This window comes from Zoogloea sp. (assembly GCF_041904905.1).
Lineage (GTDB): Bacteria > Pseudomonadota > Gammaproteobacteria > Burkholderiales > Rhodocyclaceae > Zoogloea.
Genome location: NZ_JAYRMI010000019.1, coordinates 25,048 through 47,436 on the forward strand (window position 1 = coordinate 25,048; position 22,389 = coordinate 47,436).

At 69.6% G+C, this 22,389-nt stretch carries 22 protein-coding genes; 8 read left to right on the forward strand and 14 right to left on the reverse strand.

Features of this window, described 5'->3' with window-relative positions; genetic code table 11:
* Window positions 1–30: 30 nt before the first annotated feature.
* Together ACE3N6_RS07575 and ACE3N6_RS07580 are read right to left on the reverse strand one after the other, a co-directional pair.
* Entirely contained in the window at window positions 31–1,914 is a 1,884-nt protein-coding gene (locus tag ACE3N6_RS07575) for a DUF4105 domain-containing protein (protein WP_374244576.1), read from the reverse strand.
* A 67-nt stretch (window positions 1,915–1,981) separates the two neighbouring features.
* Window positions 1,982–2,488, reverse strand: coding sequence for a DUF3015 family protein (locus ACE3N6_RS07580; protein ID WP_374244577.1), 507 nt, complete (start codon window positions 2,486–2,488; stop codon window positions 1,982–1,984).
* Window positions 2,489–3,064: 576 nt separating this feature from the next.
* Between ACE3N6_RS07580 and moaA the strand changes: the two genes are divergently transcribed.
* The 6 genes from moaA to pabB all read left to right on the forward strand — a co-directional run bounded on the left by moaA (window position 3,065) and on the right by pabB (window position 10,209).
* The gene (gene moaA, locus ACE3N6_RS07585; RefSeq protein WP_374244578.1) at window positions 3,065–4,153 is read left to right on the forward strand and encodes a GTP 3',8-cyclase MoaA; all 1,089 of its coding nucleotides are present in this window, start codon (window positions 3,065–3,067) and stop codon (window positions 4,151–4,153) included.
* A gap of 60 nt (window positions 4,154–4,213) precedes the next feature.
* Window positions 4,214–4,819 (forward strand): molybdenum cofactor guanylyltransferase MobA, encoded by a 606-nt coding sequence (gene mobA, locus ACE3N6_RS07590; RefSeq protein ID WP_374244579.1) that lies wholly within the window; start codon window positions 4,214–4,216, stop codon window positions 4,817–4,819.
* The gene (glp, locus tag ACE3N6_RS07595) at window positions 4,816–6,090 is read left to right on the forward strand and encodes a gephyrin-like molybdotransferase Glp (protein WP_374244580.1); all 1,275 of its coding nucleotides are present in this window, start codon (window positions 4,816–4,818) and stop codon (window positions 6,088–6,090) included. The genes mobA and glp overlap by 4 nt, the downstream gene beginning before the upstream one ends.
* Before the next feature lie 137 nt (window positions 6,091–6,227).
* Window positions 6,228–7,157: a hypothetical protein gene (locus ACE3N6_RS07600; protein WP_374244581.1), complete on the forward strand. Its 930-nt coding sequence runs from the start codon at window positions 6,228–6,230 to the stop codon at window positions 7,155–7,157.
* Window positions 7,158–8,297 (forward strand): polyphosphate kinase 2, encoded by a 1,140-nt coding sequence (gene ppk2 / locus ACE3N6_RS07605; protein WP_374244582.1) that lies wholly within the window; start codon window positions 7,158–7,160, stop codon window positions 8,295–8,297.
* Window positions 8,298–8,418: 121 nt separating this feature from the next.
* On the forward strand, window positions 8,419–10,209 hold the full coding sequence (pabB, locus tag ACE3N6_RS07610; protein WP_374244583.1) for an aminodeoxychorismate synthase component I: 1,791 nt from the start codon (window positions 8,419–8,421) through the stop codon (window positions 10,207–10,209).
* Window positions 10,210–10,271: 62 nt separating this feature from the next.
* Here the strand turns inward: pabB and ACE3N6_RS07615 are convergent, their stop codons facing one another.
* A complete protein-coding gene (locus ACE3N6_RS07615) occupies window positions 10,272–10,997 on the reverse strand; it encodes a hypothetical protein (protein ID WP_374244584.1) in 726 nt (241 codons plus the stop codon).
* On the reverse strand, window positions 10,994–11,635 hold the full coding sequence (parA, locus tag ACE3N6_RS07620) for a ParA family partition ATPase (protein ID WP_374244585.1): 642 nt from the start codon (window positions 11,633–11,635) through the stop codon (window positions 10,994–10,996). The genes ACE3N6_RS07615 and parA overlap by 4 nt, the downstream gene beginning before the upstream one ends.
* Before the next feature lie 162 nt (window positions 11,636–11,797).
* Between parA and ACE3N6_RS07625 the strand changes: the two genes are divergently transcribed.
* Window positions 11,798–12,316 carry an O-acetyl-ADP-ribose deacetylase gene (locus ACE3N6_RS07625; RefSeq protein WP_374244586.1) on the forward strand — a complete coding sequence of 173 codons (519 nt, stop codon included), beginning with the start codon at window positions 11,798–11,800 and terminating at the stop codon, window positions 12,314–12,316.
* Here ACE3N6_RS07625 and ACE3N6_RS07630 read toward each other — a convergent pair.
* Window positions 12,268–12,687 (reverse strand): hypothetical protein, encoded by a 420-nt coding sequence (locus ACE3N6_RS07630; protein ID WP_374244587.1) that lies wholly within the window; start codon window positions 12,685–12,687, stop codon window positions 12,268–12,270. The two genes, ACE3N6_RS07625 and ACE3N6_RS07630, sit on opposite strands and share 49 nt — an antisense overlap.
* 200 nt (window positions 12,688–12,887) lie before the next feature.
* Here ACE3N6_RS07630 and ACE3N6_RS07635 point away from each other — a divergent pair, with 200 nt between their 5' ends.
* Window positions 12,888–14,171 carry an O-acetylhomoserine aminocarboxypropyltransferase/cysteine synthase family protein gene (locus tag ACE3N6_RS07635; RefSeq protein ID WP_374244588.1) on the forward strand — a complete coding sequence of 428 codons (1,284 nt, stop codon included), beginning with the start codon at window positions 12,888–12,890 and terminating at the stop codon, window positions 14,169–14,171.
* Between the two features lie 57 nt (window positions 14,172–14,228).
* On the opposite strand, the gene ACE3N6_RS07640 is transcribed toward ACE3N6_RS07635, so the two are convergent.
* From ACE3N6_RS07640 to ACE3N6_RS07680, 9 genes are all read right to left on the reverse strand, one after another.
* Window positions 14,229–14,681, reverse strand: a complete 453-nt coding sequence (locus ACE3N6_RS07640; protein WP_374244589.1) for a DUF192 domain-containing protein — start codon at window positions 14,679–14,681, stop codon at window positions 14,229–14,231.
* 8 nt (window positions 14,682–14,689) lie between these two features.
* Window positions 14,690–15,310 carry an rRNA large subunit pseudouridine synthase E gene (locus ACE3N6_RS07645; RefSeq protein ID WP_374244590.1) on the reverse strand — a complete coding sequence of 207 codons (621 nt, stop codon included), beginning with the start codon at window positions 15,308–15,310 and terminating at the stop codon, window positions 14,690–14,692.
* A gap of 43 nt (window positions 15,311–15,353) precedes the next feature.
* On the reverse strand, window positions 15,354–16,523 hold the full coding sequence (locus ACE3N6_RS07650) for a fatty acid desaturase (protein ID WP_374244591.1): 1,170 nt from the start codon (window positions 16,521–16,523) through the stop codon (window positions 15,354–15,356).
* A 93-nt stretch (window positions 16,524–16,616) separates the two neighbouring features.
* The gene (locus ACE3N6_RS07655; protein ID WP_374244592.1) at window positions 16,617–17,924 is read right to left on the reverse strand and encodes a mechanosensitive ion channel family protein; all 1,308 of its coding nucleotides are present in this window, start codon (window positions 17,922–17,924) and stop codon (window positions 16,617–16,619) included.
* Window positions 17,902–18,414: a phospholipase D family protein gene (locus tag ACE3N6_RS07660; protein WP_374244593.1), complete on the reverse strand. Its 513-nt coding sequence runs from the start codon at window positions 18,412–18,414 to the stop codon at window positions 17,902–17,904. The genes ACE3N6_RS07655 and ACE3N6_RS07660 overlap by 23 nt, the downstream gene beginning before the upstream one ends.
* 98 nt (window positions 18,415–18,512) lie before the next feature.
* Window positions 18,513–19,772 (reverse strand): RsmB/NOP family class I SAM-dependent RNA methyltransferase, encoded by a 1,260-nt coding sequence (locus ACE3N6_RS07665; protein WP_374244594.1) that lies wholly within the window; start codon window positions 19,770–19,772, stop codon window positions 18,513–18,515.
* 96 nt (window positions 19,773–19,868) lie between these two features.
* Entirely contained in the window at window positions 19,869–20,984 is a 1,116-nt protein-coding gene (locus ACE3N6_RS07670) for a DUF3108 domain-containing protein (protein ID WP_374244595.1), read from the reverse strand.
* 10 nt (window positions 20,985–20,994) lie between these two features.
* Entirely contained in the window at window positions 20,995–21,639 is a 645-nt protein-coding gene (gene purN, locus ACE3N6_RS07675; RefSeq protein ID WP_374244596.1) for a phosphoribosylglycinamide formyltransferase, read from the reverse strand.
* Window positions 21,640–21,648: 9 nt separating this feature from the next.
* Window positions 21,649–22,296, reverse strand: a complete 648-nt coding sequence (locus tag ACE3N6_RS07680; RefSeq protein ID WP_374244597.1) for a DedA family protein — start codon at window positions 22,294–22,296, stop codon at window positions 21,649–21,651.
* Window positions 22,297–22,389: the final 93 nt, after the last annotated feature.

Consider the following 22,389-nt stretch of genomic DNA (forward strand, 5'->3'; position numbering starts at 1 on the left):
GGGGTGCCCCCTTGGTTCATCCGCCGCGGCTCACCAGTAGAACCCCAGCCCGACGCTGGTCTCGCCCGACCCGTCGGCTTCGTGCCGGAGACGGAGGTCGGCCTGCTTACCGAGCCCGTAGCGAGCCTCCACCCGGGCCACCCGGTAGGACGCTCCCAGCGCCTCGACGGGAATGCGCTGCTCGACCCCGACACGCAGCCCCAGGTCGCCGCGAGGGCGCACGATCAGGTCGAGCGACACCCGCCCGAACGCGGCCCCCTGGCGGTGGCGATCCTGCTGCAGCGCGCCGCCCACGTACCCCGCCAGAAACACCCCCTCGGCAAGGGTCCGCCCAACCCCCATGTCGCCCTGCAGCCGCGGCACCAGGCAGTCGCCGCAGGCAAGGCGTGCCTGCTCGGCGCCGAACTTCAGTTTCCAGGCAAACCCGCGATCCCCCGGCAAGCCGCTCACCCCCGGCGCCGCGCTCTCGATGGAGATCAGATCGAGGCGGCGCAGGCGGACCTCCTGGGCGCGGAACAACAACTGGACGTCGCCCATCGCCAGCGTCGCGTTGGGAATGTGGCTGCTGTCGGAATCGAGGGGGTCGTAGTAAGCCGGGCGGAGCCGGAGCAGCGCCCAGCCGCCGCTGGCCGCGCCCCCCATCGCCCCAACCTGCACCCAGCTTGGCGAGCGCCCCTCGTGGGGCGGCGGCGGCACCGCCGGGGGCAGCGGCCGGCGGCCGGGCGGCAGGGCATAGCGCGCGGCCAGTGCCCGGACGTAGCGCGGGTCGACGACACCCCGCGCCCGCGCGTCCGGATCGGCGATGAACTGGAGGTAATCGATCCCGGCGTCCAGCACCGCGTGCCGCGCCTCCACCGGCAACGCCTCGAAGGCGGGCCCGGTCAGCGCCTCATCGCCGGCAACCAGCGCCTTGAGCAGCGCCCGCTCGCCCCCGTCGAGGTTGCGGTAGCTGCGGTAAAAGCGGGTCTGGCGCGAGGGCTGGTAGCGCGCCGACCCCATGATGGCCTGCCCCCGATAGCGGGCCGCGGGGAGCTGCTGGAGCACCGACAGGGGCACCGTCCACGGCCTGTCGGCGGGGATCAGGTCGAGCCCCTCCACCACCTGCACGATCTCGGTCATCCGGAAGGCACAGTTCTCCCGAAAGAAGTAGTAGCGGTAGCGCTTGTTCAGCACCTCCCAGGCATGGGCAACGATGAGATCCACCTGCGCCTGCGGCAGGCTCAGCCGGTACTCCCACAGGTCGCGCAGCTCGTTCTCACCGTAGTTGTTCTCGTGGAAGTAGTAGCCGATCTCGCTGAAGCCACCGTCGTAGCCGCCCAGCACCCCCTTTACGATGTAGCTGACGGGGTCGTCGCCGGTGGTGTCGATGGCGCCGTAATTGAGGGTCAGATCCTGCAGGCCGGAGCGGGTGGGGTCGCCGTCGAAATTGAGCTTGAGGAAGGTGTGACCGTAGTAGGAGGCGGGGTTTCCGAGAAAACCGTTGGCCAGCACGATGCTCACCGAGCCGATGGTGCCCTTGCGGGTCCAGTCGTCGAAGGTTGGGCAGGGGCGCAGCGCGAAGGGCTGCTCCGCACCCCACTGGCGGGCGATCCACAACCGCCGCGCCGGAAAGCGGCACTGGGGATGCGCGTCGCCCGCCGGGCCGGGGGCCGCCATCGCGGCCAGGGTCGCGCGCAGTTCGGACTCCGGATCGGTCCGCCCCGCGGGCGACAAAAAGAAGGTGTCGCTAAAGATGGCGCTGCGAAAGCCGCTGGGCGAGGCAGGATCGGCCACGTAATGCCCCAGGCGCAGCCAGCCGTCCTGGCGGGCCAGACCCGACGGATCGAGGGGGGCCGCAGCCCGGGCATGCAAGGGGAGCGCCGCCAGCAGGCAGACGCCGATGGCCAGAAGCCGGAAGCAGGAAGAGAGGAACACCGGAAGCGGACCGCGCAAAAAAACGCGCCGACCGGAAGAACCGGCCGGCGCACGGTACAGACGAGGCTCAGATCGTGCAGCGCTGGGCCGCGGACGATGCGATCGCGCGGTAGAGACCGGCGGCCTTGTCCAGACGGGGCTGGGTGGCGTAGCCCGACGCGGCAACCGCTTCACCCATCGACTTGCGGGTGTCGCCGATCACGGCGGCGTGCGCAGCGGCGTCGCATTCGAAGAGGTTGAGGGCGGTGGCCAGGTGTTCGCCCTGACCGCGGGCGGTTTCTTCGGCGAGCTGCTCGTAGGTGTCGCGGATGAAGAGGGCGGCCTTCACCTGACGGGCATTACAGGTCTGCGGGCTGGCGGTGGCGGAGGTCAGGGCGGTCGTTCCCAGATCCCAGATCACGTTGGACGTGATCGCGGCCCAATGCACGTCCTTGAACAGTGCCGCGCCGATACCGCATTCGGAGTAAGGATTGGGCCCGCTTCCGACGGGACCGCTGTTGTTCATTTGAGCATTCGCAGCAACGGCCTGAAGCGCAAGCAGGGCAAAGGCGATGGCGGTCTTTTTGATTTTCATACCACGGTTCCTCATGGGGTTCGAATGGATATTTACCCGAACCTGATTAAACGGACAAGGCAGGTGGAAAACCCACCCACGAAGATCGTAGCATACCGGCGCTCATGCCGCATATGCCATGCAGAAACGCCCGCCGGCAAACCGCTCCCCGGATTGAGCTAGATCAATTTTCGGGGCACAAAACCGCCCGCTTACCGAAAATCGAACAGCGCCCGGTGGAAGCCCGCCGGCTTGAGCAGGCCGGGGGCGGGGCGGGTTCGCCTGCGGGGCGCCGGGGCTTGCGCCGCGGCATCATCGGCCACACGGACGAGGACCCGGCAGTGAGTGCTCGGCGAACAGCGCCACACCACCCCGGCCATCCGCAAGTGGCCCGACAGGCCCGCCACCCACCCGATCCACGCCATCGGCGACCGCTTCGAGCGGCCCTGAGCGGCCCGCTGCAGCAAGTGCCGCTTGCTCTGCCCCGCCCCGCCGCAGATAATTTTCCGGCGGACCGCCCCACGCTTGCCCCATGACAAGGCGCCGGTCCGCAGCCCCCGCTAAAAAGCGGCTTGCGCAGCCCACGCCACCGACACCATGAACCAGCGAGTCATCCCCCTGGCCGACGAGCGTCAGCTCGGCCAACTGCCCCGCATCCCCGCCGACCTGCCGGCCCCCACCGGGCAGCTGCTCGACAGCCGCGGCCGGGCGGTGAAGGACCTGCGCATCTCGGTCACCGACCGCTGCAACTTCCGCTGCGTGTACTGCATGCCCAAGGCGGTGTTCGACAAGGACTACGCCTTCCTCCCGCGAGAATCCCTCCTCAGCTTCGAGGAGATCACCCGCCTCGCCCGCCTGTTCGCCGCCCACGGCGTCACCAAGATCCGCCTCACCGGCGGCGAGCCCCTGCTGCGGCGCAACCTCGAACGCCTGGTGGCCCAGCTGGCGGCCATCCCCGGCATGGAAGTCACCCTCACCACCAACGGCGTGCTGCTGCCCAGGAAAGCCGCGGCCCTCAAGGCGGCCGGGCTGTCGCGGGTCACGGTGAGCCTCGATTCGCTGGACGACGTCGTCTTCAAGGCCATGAACGACATGGACGTGCCGGTGGCCGACGTGCTGGCCGGCATCGACGCCGCCGCCGCCGCGGGCCTCGGCCCGGTCAAGATCAACATGGTGGTCAAGCGCGGCATGAACGACCAGGAGATCGTCCCCCTCGCCCGCCACTTCCGCGGCAGCGGCCACATCCTGCGCTTCATCGAGTTCATGGACGTGGGCAGCTCCAACGGCTGGCGGATGGACGACGTGATCCCCTCCGCCGAAGTCGTCCGGCGCATCGGCGAACACTTCCCCCTCGAAGCCATCGACCCCAACTACACCGGCGAGGTGGCGGAGCGCTGGCGCTATCTGGATGGCGGCGGCGAGATCGGCGTCATCTCGTCGGTCACCCAGGCCTTCTGTTCCACCTGCACCCGCGCCCGCCTGTCCACCGAAGGCCGGCTATACACCTGCCTGTTCGCCCAGAGCGGCCACGACCTGCGCAGCCTGATGCGCGCCCGGCGCAGCGACGCCGAACTCTCGGCGGTCATCGGCAGCATCTGGAACCGACGCGACGACCGCTACTCCGAGATCCGCACCGCTGCCACCGCCAGCCTGCGGAAGATCGAAATGTCCTACATCGGAGGCTAGGATGAGCGACGCCCTCCGAAGCGCCTGCTACGCCACCGGCCGCGCCGCGGCCCGCCCGACATGATCCCCGCCAGCACCGAGAACATCACCGGCCTCGTCCTCGCCGGCGGCCGCGGCAGCCGCATGGGCGGCATCGACAAGGGCCTCGTCCTGCTCGACGGCCAGCCGATGGTCGCCAGGGTGCTGGAACGCCTCAGCCCCCAGGTCGGGCCGATCCTCATCAGTGCCAACCGCAGCGTCGAGCAGTACGCCCGTTTCTGCCGCCCGGTGGTGCCCGACCGCCTGCCCGGCTTTGCCGGCCCCCTGGCCGGGCTCGAAGCCGGTCTCGCCGCCTGCGCCACCCCCTACCTCGCCACCGCCCCCTGCGACAGCCCCTTCCTGCCGCCCGATCTGGTGCCCCGGCTGGCCGACGCCCTGAGCGCCGAGCGCGCCAGCGTGGCCGTCGCCCGCACCGGCGACCGGCTCCACCCGGTGTTCGCGCTCATGCACAGCTTCGTGCTGCCCGATCTGCAAGCCTTCACCCGCGCCGGCGGTCGCCGCATGGAGCTGTGGCTGCGCCGCCTGAAGTGGGTCGCCTGCCCCTTCGACGACGCCCCCGACGCCTTCGTCAACATCAACACGGCGGATGAACTCCGCGCCCATCAAGCTGGAGACGCCCCCCGGTGACATCCCTCGCCCAACAGTTCGGCTGCCACGACGCCTACGACCCCACCGCCCTGCCCGTCGACCTGGGCCGCCAGCTCATCCTCGACGCACTGAGCCCCATCGACGGCATCGAGCGCGTCCCCCTGCGCGACGCCCTCGGCCGGGTGCTGGCCCAGCCCGTCGTCTCGCCCATCGACGTGCCCGCCCACGACAACTCCGCCATGGACGGCTACGGCCTGCGCGGCGAAGACCTCAACGCCGACGGCGACACCGTGCTCGACATCGTCGGCAGCGCCTTCGCCGGCCAGGGCTTCGACGGCCGCGTGGGCCCCGGCCAGGCCGTACGCATCATGACCGGCGCGCCCCTGCCCGCCGGCGTCGACACCGTGGCGATGCAGGAAATCACCCGCGCCGCCGACGGCAAGGTAACGATCCCCGCCGGCCAGCGCCCCGGCCAGAACATCCGCCGCGCCGGCGAAGACCTGCGCGCCGGCCTCCCGGCCCTGCCCGCCGGGCGCCTGATCCGCCCCGCCGAACTGGGCCTCGTCGCGTCGCTGGGCATCGGCGAGGTAGCCGTGCGCCGCCGTCTGCGCGTGGCCTTCTTCTCCACCGGCAACGAGATCGCCACCATCGGCACCCCCGCCGCCCCCGGCCAGATCTACGACAGCAACCGCTACACGATCTTCGGCATGCTCAGCCAGCTGGGCTTCGACATCATCGACATCGGCGTCATCCGCGACGACCCCGACGCCCTCGAGACCACCCTGCGCGAAGCCGCCGGCATTGCCGACGCGGTCATCACCAGCGGCGGCGTATCGGTGGGCGAGGCGGATTTCACCCGCGAGGTGATGGCCCGCCTGGGCGAAGTGCTGTTCTGGAAGATCGCCATGAAACCCGGCCGCCCGATGGCCTTCGGGCGCATCGGCGGCGACGACGGCAGCGCCTGGCTGTTCGGCCTGCCCGGCAACCCGGTGGCGGTGATGGTCACCTTCTACCAGTTCGCCCGGCCCGCGCTGATGCGCCTGGCCGGCATCGACCCGCTGCCCGAGCCCCCCCTGCTGCCGGTGCCCTGCGTCACCCCGATCCGCAAACAGCCGGGCCGCACCGAATTTGTCCGCGGCGTGCTCTTCCAGGGCGACGGCGGCTGGCAGGTGAGGAGCACCCCGGCCCAGGGCTCCGGCATCCTCAGCTCGATGGCCGACGCCAACTGCCTCATCGTCCTCGGCCCCGGGCAAGGCAGCGTGGCCGCCGGCGACACCGTGCAGGTCCAGGTGCTCGACGGCGTCGTCTGACCTCCCCTGCCACCTTGACAGGGCAGCGTCTGCCACCTTGACAGGTCGGTGAAATTATCGCCGGAGAGCGTCAGCAAACGCCGATTCTGGTGCAGAATTTCAAATTCCCGTAATCGAAGTGCTGTTGCAGACGAACCATGGACGACGACATTCCGGAAGGCTCCCGACTGGTCATCGACGGCACGGAGCGCGTCTTCTATTCCGGCTACTGGGTCAAGACCTACGCCGTTCCCGAAGACACCCTCCAGGCCAAACGCAAGCTCATCGGCGCGCTCACCCGGCGGCTCTTCAACCATGTCGAGCACGGCCTCAACATCCCCGGCAGCCGGCTCAACGAAGCCCGCAAGAGCTACGAGGACGAGGCCGACGCCGAGCGCCGGCGCGTCAAGGGCGCCATGCTGGCCGGCGCCCTGTTCAACCGCGCCGCCGACATCTTCACCAAGCTCGTCGAGCTGCAGAGCGTGGGCATCGAGATCCAGTCCGACAACGCCCTGATGCGCGAATGCGGCCGCTGCCTGCAGGAAGCCCTGGGGCTCGGGCGGCTGGTGCTGCACCGCTCCGGCGAAGAGGGCATCGACGAACTGTGGGGCGAGCCCTTCAAGGCCTTCTCGATCCCCCTCGAAGATTTCTACGAGAGCCGCTACGTCAAGATCGCCCTCACCCTGCGCGACATCGACCGCATCGCCGACGCGATGGTCGAATACTTCGAGCCGCTCCCCTGTTTCCGGGGGCTTGCCCCCCACGTGCGCACCTTCGCCAAGGCCGCCCACATCAAGACCGAAACCCTGCGCACCGACCCGGACATCTTCGACATCTGGACCAGCTTCGTCACCGCCGGCGAACGCCTGTGCGCCTACTTCAACACGGCGGAGATGCCCATCGACAGCGAAGACCGCCACCTCGTCGCCGACGGCCGCCTGCTCATCCAGCAGGGCCGCGATCTGGTGAGCTACGTCACCCGGGCCCGCACGCCGATGCCCAAGAGCACCACCGAATACATCGAGCGCTGCCGCAGCTACGCCGCGCGCTGTGCCGAACGGACACAAACGGAGAAAAAGGAAGCGTAAATGACTGAAAAAACAAACGCCAAGACCACGTCCCGCCCCGCCCCGCGCCACACCGCCGCCGGCGACGTGGCCCCCAAGGAAACCCCCGCGGCCATCGAGAACTTCGAGGTCAGCGAGGCCGTCGACGCCGCCCGCGACGCCAAGGCCACCGCCGTCGCCGACATCGTGGCCACCCTCGCCAAGCACGACACCCACAGCATCGCCGAGACCCTCCAGGCCATCATGGCCGGCGCCTCCCCCGACGACGCCGAAGTCCTGCGCAAGGCCCTGCTGGCCGAAGACGAAGCGGTCTACAAAAAGCTGCCCTCCCACCCGGACGAAGAGCTCGCCGAAGGCTGGCGCGAAGGCGCCTACCCCTACAAGAACCTCATGTCCCGCAAGGCCTACGAGAAGCAGAAGTACCGCCTGCAGGTCGAACTCCTCAAGCTCCAGGCCTGGGTCAAGGAGACCGGCCAGCGCGTGGTGATCCTCTTCGAAGGCCGCGACGCGGCCGGCAAGGGCGGCACCATCAAGCGCTTCATGGAACACCTCAACCCCCGCGGCGCCAAGGTCGTGGCCCTCGAGAAGCCCACCGAGACCGAACGCGGCCAGTGGTACTTCCAGCGCTACATCCAGCACCTGCCCACCGCCGGCGAGATCGCCCTGTTCGACCGCTCCTGGTACAACCGGGCCGGCGTCGAGCGCGTGATGGGCTTCTGCTCGCCCGACGAGTACCTCGAGTTCATGCGCCAGACGCCCGAGTTCGAACGTCACCTGGTGCGCAGCGGCGTGCACCTCATCAAGTTCTGGTTCTCGGTGAGCCGCGAAGAGCAGCGACGCCGCTTCAAGGAGCGCGAGGCCCACCCGCTCAAGCAGTGGAAACTCAGCCCCATCGACCTTGCCTCCCTCGACAAGTGGGAGGACTACACCAAGGCCAAGGAGGCGATGTTCTTCCACACCGACACCGCCGACGCCCCCTGGACGGTCATCAAATCCGACTGCAAAAAGCGCGCGCGCCTCAACGCCATGCGCTACATCCTCCACAAGCTGCCCTACACCAACAAAGAGATCGACCACATCGGCCCCCTCGACCCGCTGCTGGTCGGTCGTGCCCACGTGGTGTACGAGCGCGGCGAACACTCCGGCAGCCCGCTGCTGTAAGCCCCCTCCGCCCCACCGTCCGCCCGCTCCGGCCCCCATCCGGCCGGGGCGGCCCGGCGGGGCGACGATTTCCCGCGCCTCCCCTACGCCCGGCGCCGACGAGCAGGTAAACTCCGCGGCGATGCCGCACCGCTCCGACACCGCGCCCCTCGCGCGCCCCTTCGCCCTCTTCGACGACAACCTCGACGCCACCGGCAGCGCCGGCGCGTGGCTGCTCACCGGCCTTGTCGACGAGATCCGCTGCACCGACCCCGCCGCCTGGCCCGCCGCCCTCGCCCGCCTCGAACAGGCCGCCCGCGACGGCGCCTGGGTCGCCCTGGCCGCCAGCTACGAACTCGGCTACGCCATCGAGCCGCGCCTGCGCCCGCTGCTGCCCGCCAGCCCGGCGCCCCTCGTCGCCGGCTGGATCTTCGCCCGCGGCGAGTGGCTCTCCGATACCGCCGTCGATGCCTGGCTCGCGGAGATGGCCGGCGACGCCCCCGGCGGCGTGGGGCAGCTCGCCCCCGGCATCGACGAGGCCGACTACCTCGCCCGGGTCGAGCGCATCCGCGACTACATCGCCGCCGGCGACTGCTACCAGGTCAACCTCACCTTCCCCCTGCGTGGCCGCAGCTTCGGCCACCCCGCCGCCCTCTACCGTGCCCTGCGCGCCGCCCAGCCGGTGCGCTACGGCGCCTTCATCGCCCACGCCGGCGGGGCGATCCTGTCCCGCTCGCCCGAACTCTTCCTCGAACGCCACGGCCGCACCCTCGCCAGCCGCCCCATGAAGGGCACCGCCCCGCGCGACACCGACCCCGCCGACCTCGCCGCCTCCGCCAAGGATCGCGCCGAAAACGTGATGATCGTGGACCTCATCCGCAACGACATGGGCCGCCTTGCCCCGGCCGGCGGCGTGCGGGTCGAGGACCTGTGCCGCATCGAACCCTTCCCCACCGTCTGGCAGATGACCTCCCGGGTCGTCGCCGAGCCGGTGGACGCCGACCTCCCGGCCATCTTCCGGGCGCTCTTCCCCTGCGGGTCGATCACCGGCGCCCCGAAGATCCGCGCCATGGAGATCGTCCGCGAACTCGAAACCGCGCCCCGCGGCCTTTACTGCGGCGCCCTGGGCTGGCTGCGCCCTGGCGGCGACTTCCGCTTCAGCGTGCCGATCCGCACCCTGCGCCTGGACGCAGACGGCGCGGCCCGCCTCGACGTGGGCAGCGGCGTGGTGTTCGACTCCCAGCCCGCCGCCGAATGGGCCGAGTGCCACCTCAAGGCGCGCTTCCTCACCGGGCTGCCCAAGGGCCTGCGCCTCATCGAAACCCTGCGTTTCACGCCGGACGAAGGCTTCCCCCTGCTGGCCGAACACCTCGAACGCCTCACCGCCTCTGCCGCCGAACTAGGCTTCGCCTTCAACCCCGACACCTTCCGGCAGCTGCTCGCAGGCCTCGACGCCGACACGCCCCGGCGCGTCCGCGTCACCCTTGGCCAGCACGGCGACCTCACCCTGGAGCACGCCCCGCTCAGCGCCGGCGCCCCCTCGCCCGACGCCAGCGTGGTGCTCTCGCCCCACCCCGTCGCCAGCGGCGACCTGCTCCTGCGCCACAAGACCACCGCCCGCGCCCTGTACGACCGGGAGCTTGCCCGGGCGATGGCTGCCGGTCACTTCGACGCGCTCTTCCTCAACGAACGGGGCGAGCTGACCGAAGGCGCCCGTAGCAACCTCTTCGTCGAGCGCGACGGCCTGCTCCTCACCCCCCCGGCCAGCGCCGGGCTCCTCAACGGCACCCTGCGCCGAAGCCTGCTGCGCGAAGGCCGGGCCCGGGAGGCCACGCTCCGCCCGGACGACCTGCGCCACGCCGACGCGCTCTACGTCGGCAATGGCCTGCGGGGGCTGGTGCCCGTGCGACTGGCAGACGCCCCGCCCATTTAACGCAAAAACGGCAACAACGGATCGCCCATTGTTGCCGTCCTGGGAACAACCCCAAGCAGGGCTTACTTCGCGCCCTTGCCCTTCGGCACCACCACCAGGCCCTCCACCAGCGCCTTGGTGCTGGCCGTGGACTCCTTCAGCAGCAACTGCACGCCCGCCCGCAGCAGCTCGGACTTGGTGCAGATGCGCCCGGCCTTGGCCAGCGTCTCGCGCAGGGCCTTGAGCTGGGCGTGCTCGCTCTTGGGCATCGAGAAGGAATCCCGCACCACCTTCTCGCGCACGGGCTTCACCGCCTTCTCCGCCTTGGCCTTGGGCGCCTTGGCCGGCTTCTCGGCCTTCTCCGCCTTGGGCGCCTTCTCGGCCTTCACCGGCTTGGGCTTGGCGGCCTTCTTCGCAACCTCGGGCGCCGGGGCGGGCGCAACCGGCGCCACCTCAACCGGGGCCTCGGGCTCGGCCGGCTTCGCGGCGAGCTTGGCCGGCGCTTTGGCGGGTGCCTTGGCCACCTTCGGCGCGGCAGCCTTCACCGCCGGCTTCGCAGCCGGCTTGGCGGCGGGCCTGGCCGGCGCCTTCGGCTTGTCGGCCTTGGCCGGGGCTTCGGCGGCCGGTGCCGGCGCAGGCTCCACGGCAGGCGCCTCGACGGCCACCTGGGCTTCGGCCACGGGCGCCGGCGGCACCTCGGCAGCAGCGGCCGGCGCCTCGGCCGGGGCCGGATCGGGCAGGCGGGTCTCGAGCGCTTCGCTCTCCTGCTGCAAGGTCGAGCGCAGGGCCGACCGGGTCTTGGTGCTCATGTTCTATCTCCTGTCAGTTTCAAGACTTCCACAACCAGTTTGTCCACTTCCCGCGCAGCCTCGCTGCCGGCGCGGCCCAGCTGATACACCGTGCCGCCCACCACCGCACTCTGCGCGAAAGCATTACGCTGGGAGAGGGCCGCCCCAAGCACCGGCAGGGTGAAATCCCGCATCACCTCAAGCACGTCCCAGGCCAGATTGGTGCGCAGCACCCGGTTGGGCACCAGCGCCGCCTTCAGCCCCTTGCGGCTCGCCTGCACCTGCAGGATCAGCCGCTCCGCACCCTTGGTGGACCACAGGTCGGCCGGGCTCGGCACCACCGGCACCAGGGCCACGTCCGCCACCTGCAGCGAGGCCAGCGTGGCCGCATGCTCGATGGACGGCGGGCAATCGAGCAGGATCACGTCAGCCTCCCGCCCCGCCGCCTTCACGGCCGCCGGCAACCCATCGGGCGCCCCCGCCAGCTGCGTCACCGCGGCCGGGAAAGGGTTTGCCGACGCCGCGGCGCGCGCCCAGCGCAGGGCGGTTTCCTGCGGGTCCAGATCGATGATCGCCACCCGCTTGCCACGCCGGGCAAGGCCGCCGGCCAGTTGCATCGTCAGCGTCGATTTGCCCGCCCCGCCCTTCTGGGAGAGCACGGTCACCACCTTAGGCTTGGCCACTTCGCCCCCTATTGCGTAATACCGTATTATTTTGAACCCGATCGCCCGGCGATGGCAAGCACCCATCGCGCAGCGTCGTCCCGAAACCGCGCACAATGGCGGCAGGCAACAGTCTGCCAGCAACGCGGGGGCACGAGAATGAAAGACGGGCGGATTTCGGTACGCGTCGGCGACATCACCCGACAGGCGGTGGATGCCATCGTGAACGCCGCCAACAGCAGCCTGCTGGGCGGCGGCGGGGTGGACGGCGCGATTCACCGGGCGGCGGGGCCGGAACTCACCGCCTGCTGCGCCACCCTGGGCGGCTGCCCGACCGGCGAGGCGCGCATCACGCCAGGTTTCCGGCTGCCGGCGCGCCATGTGATCCACACCGTCGGGCCCCTGTGGCGGGGCGGCGGGCACGGGGAAGCGGCGCTGCTCGCCGCCTGCTATCGCAACAGCCTGGCACTGGCTGCCAGCCACGGCGTACGGACGATCGCCTTCCCCGCCATCAGCTGCGGTATCTACGGTTATCCGGCGGAACAGGCGATGCAGATCGCGGTCAGCACCTGCCGCGAAGTGCTGGCCACGCAGGCGCTCCCGACGGAGATCCTGCTGATGGCCTTCGATCAGCGCATGAATTCGCTTCTGAACGAGATCCTGCGCGGCGGCGACTGAATGACGATGCGCCGGGGGCCGTCGCTGCGGCGGGCCGGCTTGCCCCGACCGTCGCAGGTGCGCAGCCCGGCAGTGCCCAGGCGCATGCACTGCACCCCGGCGCAGCCGCAGTCGGCCGGCAGCTCGGAGGGCTCACCCTCTTCCATGTGATCGATGCGCAGCAAGTCGAGGAAGCGCGACGCCGACTCACGGCAACCGAAGACGGTCAGCCGACCGTCGTTGGCGCACAGCCAGCGTTCGTCCACGGTGATGCCGACACAGCCTTCTCCGCCTCCCTGCAGCGGATGAACCCGCACCCGGGTCTGACCGAGGCGCCACAGCGGCGCGACCGCGAGTTCAAGCCAGGTCGCATTGCGTCCTTTGAGTTCCATTTGTCCCCTCACTTATTATGATGTTCCGCTGTCGATTGCCCCAGATCAGGGTAGACGACGCGCAACTTTGCGTATTATCGCGACTGGTGAGAATTTTGAAACCCGGCTGTTCCCGGAACAGGCCGCGGGAAAACCCGGATGCGGCAATCGGCCACACCTTTCACCTTCGTTTGCAGAACTCAAACCGGAGACACATCCCGATGAAACTCGAAACCCTTGCCGTGCACGGTGGCTACAGCCCGGACCCGACCACCAAGGCGGTGGCCGTGCCCATTTACCAGACCACCTCCTACGCCTTCGACGACACCCAGCACGGGGCCGATCTGTTCGACCTGAAGGTGGCCGGCAACATCTACACCCGCATCATGAACCCCACCCAGGCCGTGCTCGAAGCCCGGGTGGCGGCGATGGAAGGCGGCATCGCGGGCCTCGCGCTGGCCTCCGGCATGGCCGCCATCACCTACGCCATCCAGACCATCGCCGAAGCCGGGGACAACATCGTCTCCGCCTCCACGCTCTACGGCGGCACCTACAACCTGTTCGCCCACACCCTGCCGCAGATCGGCATCCAGGTGCGCTTTGCCGACTACCGCGACCCGGCCTCCTTCGCCCCGCTGATCGACGCCCGCACCAAGGCCATCTACTGCGAATCCGTGGGCAACCCGCTGGGCAACATCACCGACTTCGAGGCCCTGGCCGCCATCGCCCACGCCCACGGCATCCCGCTGATCGTGGACAACACCGTGCCCTCGCCCTACCTGTGCCGGCCGATCGAGCACGGCGCCGACATCGTGGTGCATTCGCTCACCAAATACCTGGGCGGCCATGGCACCTCCATCGGCGGCATCATCGTCGATAGCGGCAAGTTCCCGTGGGCGGAGCACAAGGAGCGCTTCCGCCGCCTGAACGAGCCGGACGTCTCCTACCACGGCGTTGTTTACACCGAAGCCCTGGGCCCGGCGGCCTACATTGCCCGCGCCCGGGTGGTGCCGCTGCGCAACATGGGCGCCGCGATCAGCCCCTTCAACGCCTTCCTGATCCTGCAAGGCGTCGAGACCCTGGCCCTGCGCATGGACCGCATCTGCGACAACGCCCTGAAGGTGGCGGAGTTCCTGAAGGGGCACGCCAAGGTGGCGTGGGTGAATTACGCCGGCCTGCCCGACCACGCCGACAACGCCCTCGTCCAGAAGTACATGGGCGGTCGCGCCTCGGGCATCCTCAACTTCGGCGTGAAGAGCGCCGACGGCGACGGCAAGGCCGCCGGCGGCCGCTTCCAGGACGCGCTCAAGCTGGTCACCCGCCTGGTGAACATCGGCGACAGCAAGAGCCTGGCCTGCCACCCGGCCTCCACCACCCACCGCCAGCTCTCGCCCGAAGAGATGAAGAAGGCCGGCGTGTCGGAAGACATGGTCCGCCTGTCCATCGGCATCGAGCACATCGACGACATCCTGGCCGATCTCGACCAGGCTCTCGCGGCGGTCTGAGCGCCCACCCTGCCGGCGACCGGGCCCACGCCCGGCTGCCGGCAGCGCCACCGATCGTCAGCGGCCGCTCACGGCCAGGGGCGCCACCCCGTTGATCTTCGTCCCGGGCCCCAGGGCCTTCTGGCGGAACCACCCGAGGTTCATCTCCAGGGCGTAGCGGGCCGGCCGTGCCGCGCAGTGGTTGTCCTCGGTCTGGGGTTGCATGTCTTCGATGTTGAGGATGCGCCCCTCGTCGTCGAGAAAGGCCACCGACAGCGGCAGCAGGGTGTTCTTCATCCACATGCAGTGGCGCCGCGGCTCGGTGAAGACGAAGAGCATCCCGCGGTTGGCGGCCATGCTCCGGCGCTCCATCAGACCGCGCATGCGGTGTTCGTCGCTGGCGGCCACCTCGGCCTCGATGCGGAACATGCCGACGCTGAGTTCGGTCATCGGCATCGGCGTGTCGGCGGCCGCCGAAAGGGCGACCAGGGCGGCCAGCAGGGCCGCGCGGCGGAGCGAAGGCGCAATCATCTGAGCAGTCATCGGGCGGGTTTACGGAAGCCGCCAACCTTAGCACGTCCGCCCGCGGGCTGTCGTCGCCCGGCGGGCTGAGGCAAGGCCGGCGGGGGCAAGGCTTCCCGCCACGCACCGGGCGCGAGGCCATCGAGGCACCAGTCACCGATGCGCGCGCGGATCAGGCGCAGGGTGGGAAAGCCGACCTTGGCGGTCATCCGCCGCACCTGGCGGTTCTTGCCCTCCCGCAGCACGATCTCGACCCAGCTCACCGGAATCGCCTTGCGCTCGCGGATCGGCGGATTGCGGGGCCACAGCCAGGCGGGTTCGTCGGCGAGGCGCGCCTCGCAGGGCTTGGTGACGAAATCGCCCAGATCGACGCCCGCGCGCAGCCGGGCCAGGGCGGCCTCGTCGGGGATGCCCTCCACCTGCACGAGGTAGGTCTTGGGCAGCTTGTGGCGGGGGTCGGCGATGCGCTGCTGGAGCGCGCCGTCGTCGGTCAGCACCAGCAGGCCCTCGCTGTCGGCATCCAGCCGGCCTGCGGCGTACACGCCGGGCACCGGGATGTGGTCGGCCAGGGTGGCCTTGCCGGGTTCGCCGGTGAACTGGCACAGCACCCCGTAGGGCTTGTTGAACAGGATGAGCATGGAAGACGGCCCGGCGGCGAGGCCCCGGGCCGGAGGCGGGGCGTCAGGCGTAGCGGCGCAGACGCAGGGAGAAATCCTCGAGCTGGCGGATGCCGCTCTGCTCGGCCCGGGCGATCCAGTCCTGGAGTTGCTGGAGGAGCTGTTCGCGGCTGGCGGACGAGCGGGCCCACAGGGCGGTGAGTTCGTTGCGCATCGCCACCACGGTTTCGAGCCGCTTGTTCTCGCGCAGCAGGGTTTCAAGGCGCTGGCGCTCCTCGGCGCACAGCTGGCCTTCTTCGGCGGCCAGCCAGCGACGCAGCTCGCCCACCGTGAATTTGCCGCCGGACTGGGCCTTGAGGGCGGAGAACTCCTCCTGGGCGATGGCCTTGAGGCCCTGCACGTAGCGGGTCATCACGTCGTAGCGATGGGTGATGACGGCCTGGAGGGTGTCGAAGTCGGCGCGGGCCTTGGCAATGCCGAAGCGCGGCGTCGGGATGGTCTTCTTGGCGCGGGCAAGGCCGAGCATCTCGAGGATGCGGATATACATCCAGCCGATGTCGAACTCGTACCAGCGGGCCGACAGCTTGGCCGAGGTGGCGAAGCTGTGGTGGTTGTTGTGGAGTTCCTCGCCGCCGATCAGGATGCCCCAGGGGAACAGGTTGGTGGAGGCGTCGGCGCAGTTGTAGTTGCGGTAGCCCCAGAAGTGGCCCAGGCCGTTGATGACGCCGGCCGCCCAGAACGGGATCCACACCATCTGCACGCCCCAGATCAGCACGCCCGGCCAGATACCGAAGAGCATCAGATCGGCCGCCAGCATCACCAGGATGCCGGACTTGGGAAAGCGCGAGAACAGCTTGCGCTCGAAGGCGTCGTCCGGCGTGCCGTGGCCGTAGCGCTGGATGGTGTCCTTGTTACGGGCTTCCTTCACGTAGAGGAAGACGCCGGTCCACAGCACCTTGTTGATGCCGTGCACCTGCGGGCTGTGGGGGTCGTCGGGGGTTTCGCACTTGGCGTGGTGCTTGCGGTGGATGGCCGCCCATTCCTTGGTGACCATGCCGGTGGTAAGCCACAGCCACAGGCGGAAGAACAGGGCCGGCAGCGGATGCAGGTCGAGCGCCCGGTGCGCCTGGTGACGGTGCAGGAAAATGGTGACCGAGGCGATGGTGACATGGGTCATCGCCAGGGTGACGACGACGTAGCCCCACCAGGGCAGATCGAGCAATCCGGAGAACATCGGCTGTGCGTTCCTTGAAATGTGGTTTCAGCCGCCGGATTCTAGTCGAGCCCGCGGGGCAAACCAAGCTGGGCGGCGGTTTGCCCCTTATCGTCAGGCGGGCAGGTTGTCTTTAGTCGACACCGCCGCATCGCCCAGAATGCGCACTTCGCGCTGAGGGAAGGGAATCTCGATGCCTTCGGCCTTGAAGCGCCGCCAGATCTCCAGGTTGATCGCCGAGCGGATGCCCAGGGTGCCTTCGGCCGGATCGCGGATCCAGAACCCCAGCTGCAGGTTGATGCCGCTGTCGGCGAAGGCTTCGACGAAGGCACCGGGGGCCGGGTCCTTCATCACCCGCGGCTGGTGGTGGGCCGCCTCGACGAGGATCTCCATGGCCTTCTCGAGATCGGTGGCGTAGCTCACCTGAATCGGCAGCGAGATGCGCACCTTGGGGTCGGTGAAGGTTTCGTTCTGCACCACCGAGCCCACCAGGGTCTCGTTGGGCACGATGGATTCGATGCCGGTCATGCCCTTGAGCACGGTGTAGCGGGTGGTGATCTGGCTCACCACGCCGCGCTCGGCGCCCACCGAGATGAGGTTGCCCATGCGGATCGAGCGGTCGAGCAGCAGGATGAAGCCGGCCACGTAGTTGGCGGCGATCTTCTGCAGGCCCAGGCCCAGGCCCACGCCCAGCGCCCCGCCGAACACCGACAGCGCGGTGAGGTCGATGCCCACCAGCGGCAGGCTGACGGTGACCGCCAGCACCAGCAGCAGCGCCTTGGAGAGCCGCGCGAACACCAGCTGCAGGTTGGAGTCGAGCCCCTCGGTGCGCATCAGCCGGCTCTCGAGCACGCCGGCGGCCCACAGCGCCACCAGCATGGTGACCATCACCGTCAGCGCGCCCTGCAGCAGCATCCACAGGTTGAGCTTGGCCTTGCCGACGGTGAAGCCGATCTGCTCCAGCCCGTCGATCACGGTGGGCAGCACGCCGGTGATCTGCAGCGCCACCACCACCCACGCGGCGGCGGCAAAGAAGCGCTCGAAGCTGGCCAGCCAGCCGGCCTGGGGAAAGCCCCGCTTGAGGGCATGCACGGTGAGCCGGATGGCCGCCATCGCGGCCAGCAGCGGCACCGCCAGCTTGAGCAGATTCACGTGGTGCCAGGCGTTGAGCACGATCCGCGCGACGAGCACCAGCCCCAGCGCGGTGAGCGGGAAGATCACCCGCCGCAGGCCCTCCTCGCCGGCGCCGGCGAGGCTGGGGTCGGCCTCGCGGCGGCGACGCAGCACCGCCTTGATCTGGCGGGTGATGAGGCTGGCCAGCACCAGGCACACGGCGAGCACGCCGACCTGCCAGAAGATGGCCGGTTGCTGCATGTCCTGCCAGACGTCGATCAGCAGTTCAGCGATCTGATTCTCTTCCATCCTGTTTCCCTCTTCGTGCCGGCATGTCGTCCAGGCTGTCCAGGCGCAGCGCCTCGGCCCGGTGGCGCTGCCAGTTGCGGGCAAAGGCCTGGGCCAGCGCGGGGTTGTCGCGCAGGATCAGCAGGTTCTCGGCGTTGGCCACCCGCGCGGAGCGGGTGAAGTTGTACGACCCGGTGGCCACCGTCCCGTGACGGGAATCCGGGTCGACGATCATCAGCTTGTTGTGGGCGATGTTGTAGCGGGTTTCGACCGCCACGGGAATACCCGCGTTGAGTAGCTCGGGCATCACGCTGAGGGAGTTCGGCCGGTTGGATTCGGCATCGAGCAGCACCTCCACCCGCACGCCGCGTCGATGGGCGGCGATCAAGCCCCGGGCAAGGGGCTTGCTGGTGAACAGATAGGCCTGCACCAGAATCAGTTCCCGCGCCCCGTCGATGGCCTCCAGCAGCGCCTGCTCCGGGTCGTTCCACGGGGAGAAGGCCAGTTCCACGCGCCCCTGGGCGGGCAGGTTGAGCGTCGGTTCGCGCTCGGCCGCCCCGGCCTGGGCGGCCCGCGCGCGGGCCCGCCCGCCCAGCCCGCGGAGGCGCCTCAGGCCTGACGCTCCAGCACCGCGGCGAAGAAGCCGTCGGTGTCGTGGGCGGCGGGGGTGAGGCGCAGCTGCTCGCCGCAGGCGATCTCGATGCCCTGCTTGCCCAGCACCTCTTCGGCGCTCCGGGCCACGAAGCCCGGGTTGGCGTCGAGGAAGGCGGCGACGATGGCCTCGTTCTCTTCGGGCAGGATGCTGCAGGTGGCGTACACCAGCCGGCCGCCCGGCTTCACGAGGCGGGCCGCGCTGGCCAGGATCGCGGCCTGCTTGACGGTGAGTTCGGCCAGCGCCTCGGGGCTCTGGCGCCACTTGAGATCGGGGTTGCGGCGCAGGGTGCCCAGGCCGCTGCACGGGGCATCCACCAGCACCCGGTCGATCTTGCCGGCCAGGCGCTTGACCCGCGGGTCGTTCTCGCTGGCGATGGTCACCGGGTGGATGTTGGACAGGCCGGAGCGGGCCATCCGCGGCTTGAGCTTGGAGAGCCGCTTGTCGGAGACGTCGAAGGCGTAGAGCCGGCCGGAGTTGCGCATCATCGCGCCCAGCAGCAAGGTCTTGCCGCCGGCGCCGGCGCAGAAGTCGACCACCATCTCGCCGCGCTTGGGCTGGAGCAGGAAGCCCAGGAGCTGGCTGCCTTCGTCCTGCACCTCGAAGCTGCCGTCGAGGAACAGCGGGTGCTTCTGCAGCGCGGGCTTGCCTTCGAGGCGCACGGCCACCGGCGAGTAACGCCCCGGCGCGCAGGCGATGCCGTCGGCGCGGAGCCTTTCGACCAGCGCGTCGCGGTCGAGCTTGAGGGTGTTGGCGCGCAGGTCGAGAGGCGCCGGGCGGTTGAGGCTCTGGGCCAGGGCCAGCGCGTCGGCCTCGCTGCGGGTGGCCAGCAGGCGCTCGGCCAGCCAGTCGGGCAGGTCGGCCCGCTCGGCGAAGCTCATCTCGCCGGTCTCGCGCCCCTTCACCTGGGTGAAGAAGTCGGTGTCGCGGCCATGCAGGCCGTCGCCCAGCTGGCGCAGGGTGACGCCTTCGACGCGGGCGAGCCACGCGAGCACCAGCTTGCGGGTGGAGATGTCCTCGCCGCACAGGCGTTCGAGGGAGCGCTTGCGGCGCAGCACGCCGTACACCGCTTCGGCCACGAAGGCCCGGTCGCGGGCGCCAAGTTCGCGCAGGTCGCGGAAGTAGCGGGACAGCACCGAGTCGGCGGGGTAGTCGAAACGCAGGACGGCACGGAGGGCCTGGCTGGCGGACTGGATCTGGGCGGCGGTAATGGTCATGGAAGTCCGATACTGATTGCGGTGTTCTGTGGGCCGGGCGGATGCCGGCCGGGGCGACGCCGGAGCGGCCCGGGGGCGGAGTCTAAACCGAACTCGCTACTTGGTGGCGGCAGCCCGGGGGCCAAGATCGACGCCGGTGGCGACCTGATCGAGCACCTCGCCGTTCTTGTCGGTGATCTTGAGGCGCACCGGCAGGTTGGCGTAGTCGCGGGCCAGCCAGATGTCGATCTTGAGTTCGCCCCGATGGCCGCTGCTGCCCAGATGGTAGGCCGAAACCTTGCCGGCGGGGATGTCCAGCTCCTCGATGCCCAGGTTCTCGATCACCGAGCGCACCGCGCTCTTGCCGGTCACCACCAGCAGCTCGGCGCGCAGCGGGCCGTCGGGCTGGAACGAGAGGTGGTGCATCAGCGACAGCACGTCCTGATCGCCCTCGGCGATGGAGAACTCCCGGTGACGCTCTCCGGCCACCAGCACCACCTTGGCCGACGACCAGTCGAAGTCGGCCCGCTCCTTCATCTGGCCGTCGCGCTCGACGGTGAATTTCTCGGGCAGCAGGCCCTTCGGCCCGATCCGCCCCTCGCTGCGCTGGACCATCCGGAAGGGCTTGACCAGCCCGACGAGGCCGGAGGTTTCGATCACCGTCTCCATCGAGTAATGCTCGTCGTCGTGGGTCCAGGCGTGGGTGGTGCGGCCGATGATGAAGTTGTGCTCGCCGCGGATCACGTTGTACTGCACCTTGCCGGACGCCGCCCACAGCTCGGCGATGCCCGGGCCGGCGGGCTTGCCGGTCTTGCCCTGGCCGCCCTTGCCGGTGTCGGCATCCGGCGTGGCGTCGGGCGGGGTGGTGTCGGCCGGTCTGGCGTCGCTGCCGGCGACGGCATCCTCGGCGCTTTCGGTGCCGCTGCCCAAGGCCGGATCGGGGGCGAGGCTGGCCACCGGGCCGCCGGGCGCGGTGGGTTCGGCCGGGCGGGCCGGCTTGCGGGGCTTGGGCGTAGGACGTGGGGCCGGCGCATCGCCCAGCACCGCGCGCTTCTCGTCATCCACCGGGCGGATGCTGGGCCGGGGCAAGGGCGCCAGCCGCGCGTCGAGGGGCGGCAGCACGTTGGCCTCCTCGCTCGGCAGGCGCCAGCCGGGGATCAGCAGCACGGCCAGATGTACCACCGCCGACACGCCGACGGCGATCCACAGGCTGCGGTTTCGCGTGTCGCCCACGATGGCCGGGTCAGCCCTCGACGGGCGGCACCGTCCAGCCGGCGGGGCCGGCGGGTTCGTCGGCCACCCGCACCTTGCCGTCGGCGGTGAGGCTGAGGCGCCCGTCGACGAACCAGCGCACCGCCTGCGGGTAGATGCGGTGCTCTTGCACCAGCACCCGGGCAGCCAGGGCGGCTTCGTCGTCGCCTTCCAGCACCGGCACCACGGCCTGGATCACGATGGGGCCGCAGTCGAGGGCCGGGGTGACGAAATGGACGGTGGTGCCCGCCACCCGCACGCCGGCTTCGAGCGCCCGCTGGTGAGTGTGCAGGCCCGGGAAGGACGGCAGCAGGCTGGGGTGGATGTTGAGCAGGCGCCCGTTGTAGCGCCCCACGAAGCCGTCGGTGAGCACGCGCATGAAGCCGGCCAGCACCACCAGATCGGGCTGGTGGGCGTCGATGGTCTCGGCCAGCGCGGCGTCGAAGGCCTCGCGGCTGGGGTAGGCCTTGTGATCGACCACCTGGGCGGGGATGCCGTGGCTGGCGGCAAAGGCCAGGCCGGCGGCGTCGGGGCGGTTGGAGATCACCGCGGCGACGGTGGCGCCGGGGATGCGGGCCCGGACGATGGCTTCCATGTTGCTGCCACGGCCGGAGATGAGGATGACGATCTTTTTCATGGGTCGTCCTCAGGCGGCGGCCTGGGCGCGACGGCCCTTGAGCCAGCCGATCGCCACCGGCAGCAGCGAGATGGCGATGATGCCGACGATCACCAGGGAGAGGTTCTTCTTGACCACCGGCATGTTGCCGAAGCCGTAGCCCAGCCAGCACAGGGAGAAGATCCAGATGAAACCGCCGAGGAAATCCAGCGCCACGAAGCGGGTGTAGGTCATGCGCGCCACGCCGGCCACAAAGGGGGCGAAGGTACGCAGCAGGGGCAGGAAGCGGGCGATGATGATGGTCTTGCCGCCGTGGGATTCGAAATAGGCATGGGTCTTGTCGAAGGCCGCCCGGTTGAAGAAGCGGGAGTTCTCCCAGCGGAACACCTTGGGCCCGATGCTGTGGCCGATCCAGTAGTTGATGTTGTCGCCCAGCACCGCGGCGGTGAGCAGCACCGCGCACAGCACCCAGATGTCCATGCCGCCGGTGGCGGCCAGGGCGCCGGCCACGAACAGCAGGGAATCGCCCGGCAGGAAGGGGAAGACCACCAGCCCGGTCTCGCAGAAGATGATGAGGAACAGGATCACGTAGATCCAGGTGCCGTACTGGGCGGTGAGCGCCGCCAGATGCACGTCGAGGTGCAGGATGATGTCGATGAAGGTGGTGAGGAGTTCCATTGCCGCGCCGCAAAAAAATTGAAGGTTAGTCATGATACCGGAGCCGCCGGCCGCTGGCCGCCCGCTCAGGCAGCCGGCTGCGGCAGATGCCAC

Bases quoted from the DNA above. Each gene is read 5' to 3' on its own strand.
- ppk2 (WP_374244582.1), top strand. From the start codon at position 7,158: ATGACTGAAAAAACAAACGCCAAGACCACGTCCCGCCCCGCCCCGCGC.
- ACE3N6_RS07680 (WP_374244597.1), bottom strand. From the start codon at position 22,296: ATGGAACTCCTCACCACCTTCATCGACATCATCCTGCACCTCGACGTG.
- ACE3N6_RS07650 (WP_374244591.1), bottom strand. From the start codon at position 16,523: ATGTTCTCCGGATTGCTCGATCTGCCCTGGTGGGGCTACGTCGTCGTC.
- purN (WP_374244596.1), bottom strand. From the start codon at position 21,639: ATGAAAAAGATCGTCATCCTCATCTCCGGCCGTGGCAGCAACATGGAA.
- ACE3N6_RS07640 (WP_374244589.1), bottom strand. From the start codon at position 14,681: ATGATTGCGCCTTCGCTCCGCCGCGCGGCCCTGCTGGCCGCCCTGGTC.
- moaA (WP_374244578.1), top strand. From the start codon at position 3,065: ATGAACCAGCGAGTCATCCCCCTGGCCGACGAGCGTCAGCTCGGCCAA.
- ACE3N6_RS07655 (WP_374244592.1), bottom strand. From the start codon at position 17,924: ATGGAAGAGAATCAGATCGCTGAACTGCTGATCGACGTCTGGCAGGAC.
- ACE3N6_RS07580 (WP_374244577.1), bottom strand. From the start codon at position 2,488: ATGAAAATCAAAAAGACCGCCATCGCCTTTGCCCTGCTTGCGCTTCAG.
- ACE3N6_RS07625 (WP_374244586.1), top strand. From the start codon at position 11,798: ATGAAAGACGGGCGGATTTCGGTACGCGTCGGCGACATCACCCGACAG.
- mobA (WP_374244579.1), top strand. From the start codon at position 4,214: ATGATCCCCGCCAGCACCGAGAACATCACCGGCCTCGTCCTCGCCGGC.
- ACE3N6_RS07630 (WP_374244587.1), bottom strand. From the start codon at position 12,687: ATGGAACTCAAAGGACGCAATGCGACCTGGCTTGAACTCGCGGTCGCG.
- ACE3N6_RS07600 (WP_374244581.1), top strand. From the start codon at position 6,228: ATGGACGACGACATTCCGGAAGGCTCCCGACTGGTCATCGACGGCACG.
- ACE3N6_RS07665 (WP_374244594.1), bottom strand. From the start codon at position 19,772: ATGACCATTACCGCCGCCCAGATCCAGTCCGCCAGCCAGGCCCTCCGT.
- ACE3N6_RS07645 (WP_374244590.1), bottom strand. From the start codon at position 15,310: ATGCTCATCCTGTTCAACAAGCCCTACGGGGTGCTGTGCCAGTTCACC.
- pabB (WP_374244583.1), top strand. From the start codon at position 8,419: ATGCCGCACCGCTCCGACACCGCGCCCCTCGCGCGCCCCTTCGCCCTC.
- ACE3N6_RS07615 (WP_374244584.1), bottom strand. From the start codon at position 10,997: ATGAGCACCAAGACCCGGTCGGCCCTGCGCTCGACCTTGCAGCAGGAG.
- ACE3N6_RS07635 (WP_374244588.1), top strand. From the start codon at position 12,888: ATGAAACTCGAAACCCTTGCCGTGCACGGTGGCTACAGCCCGGACCCG.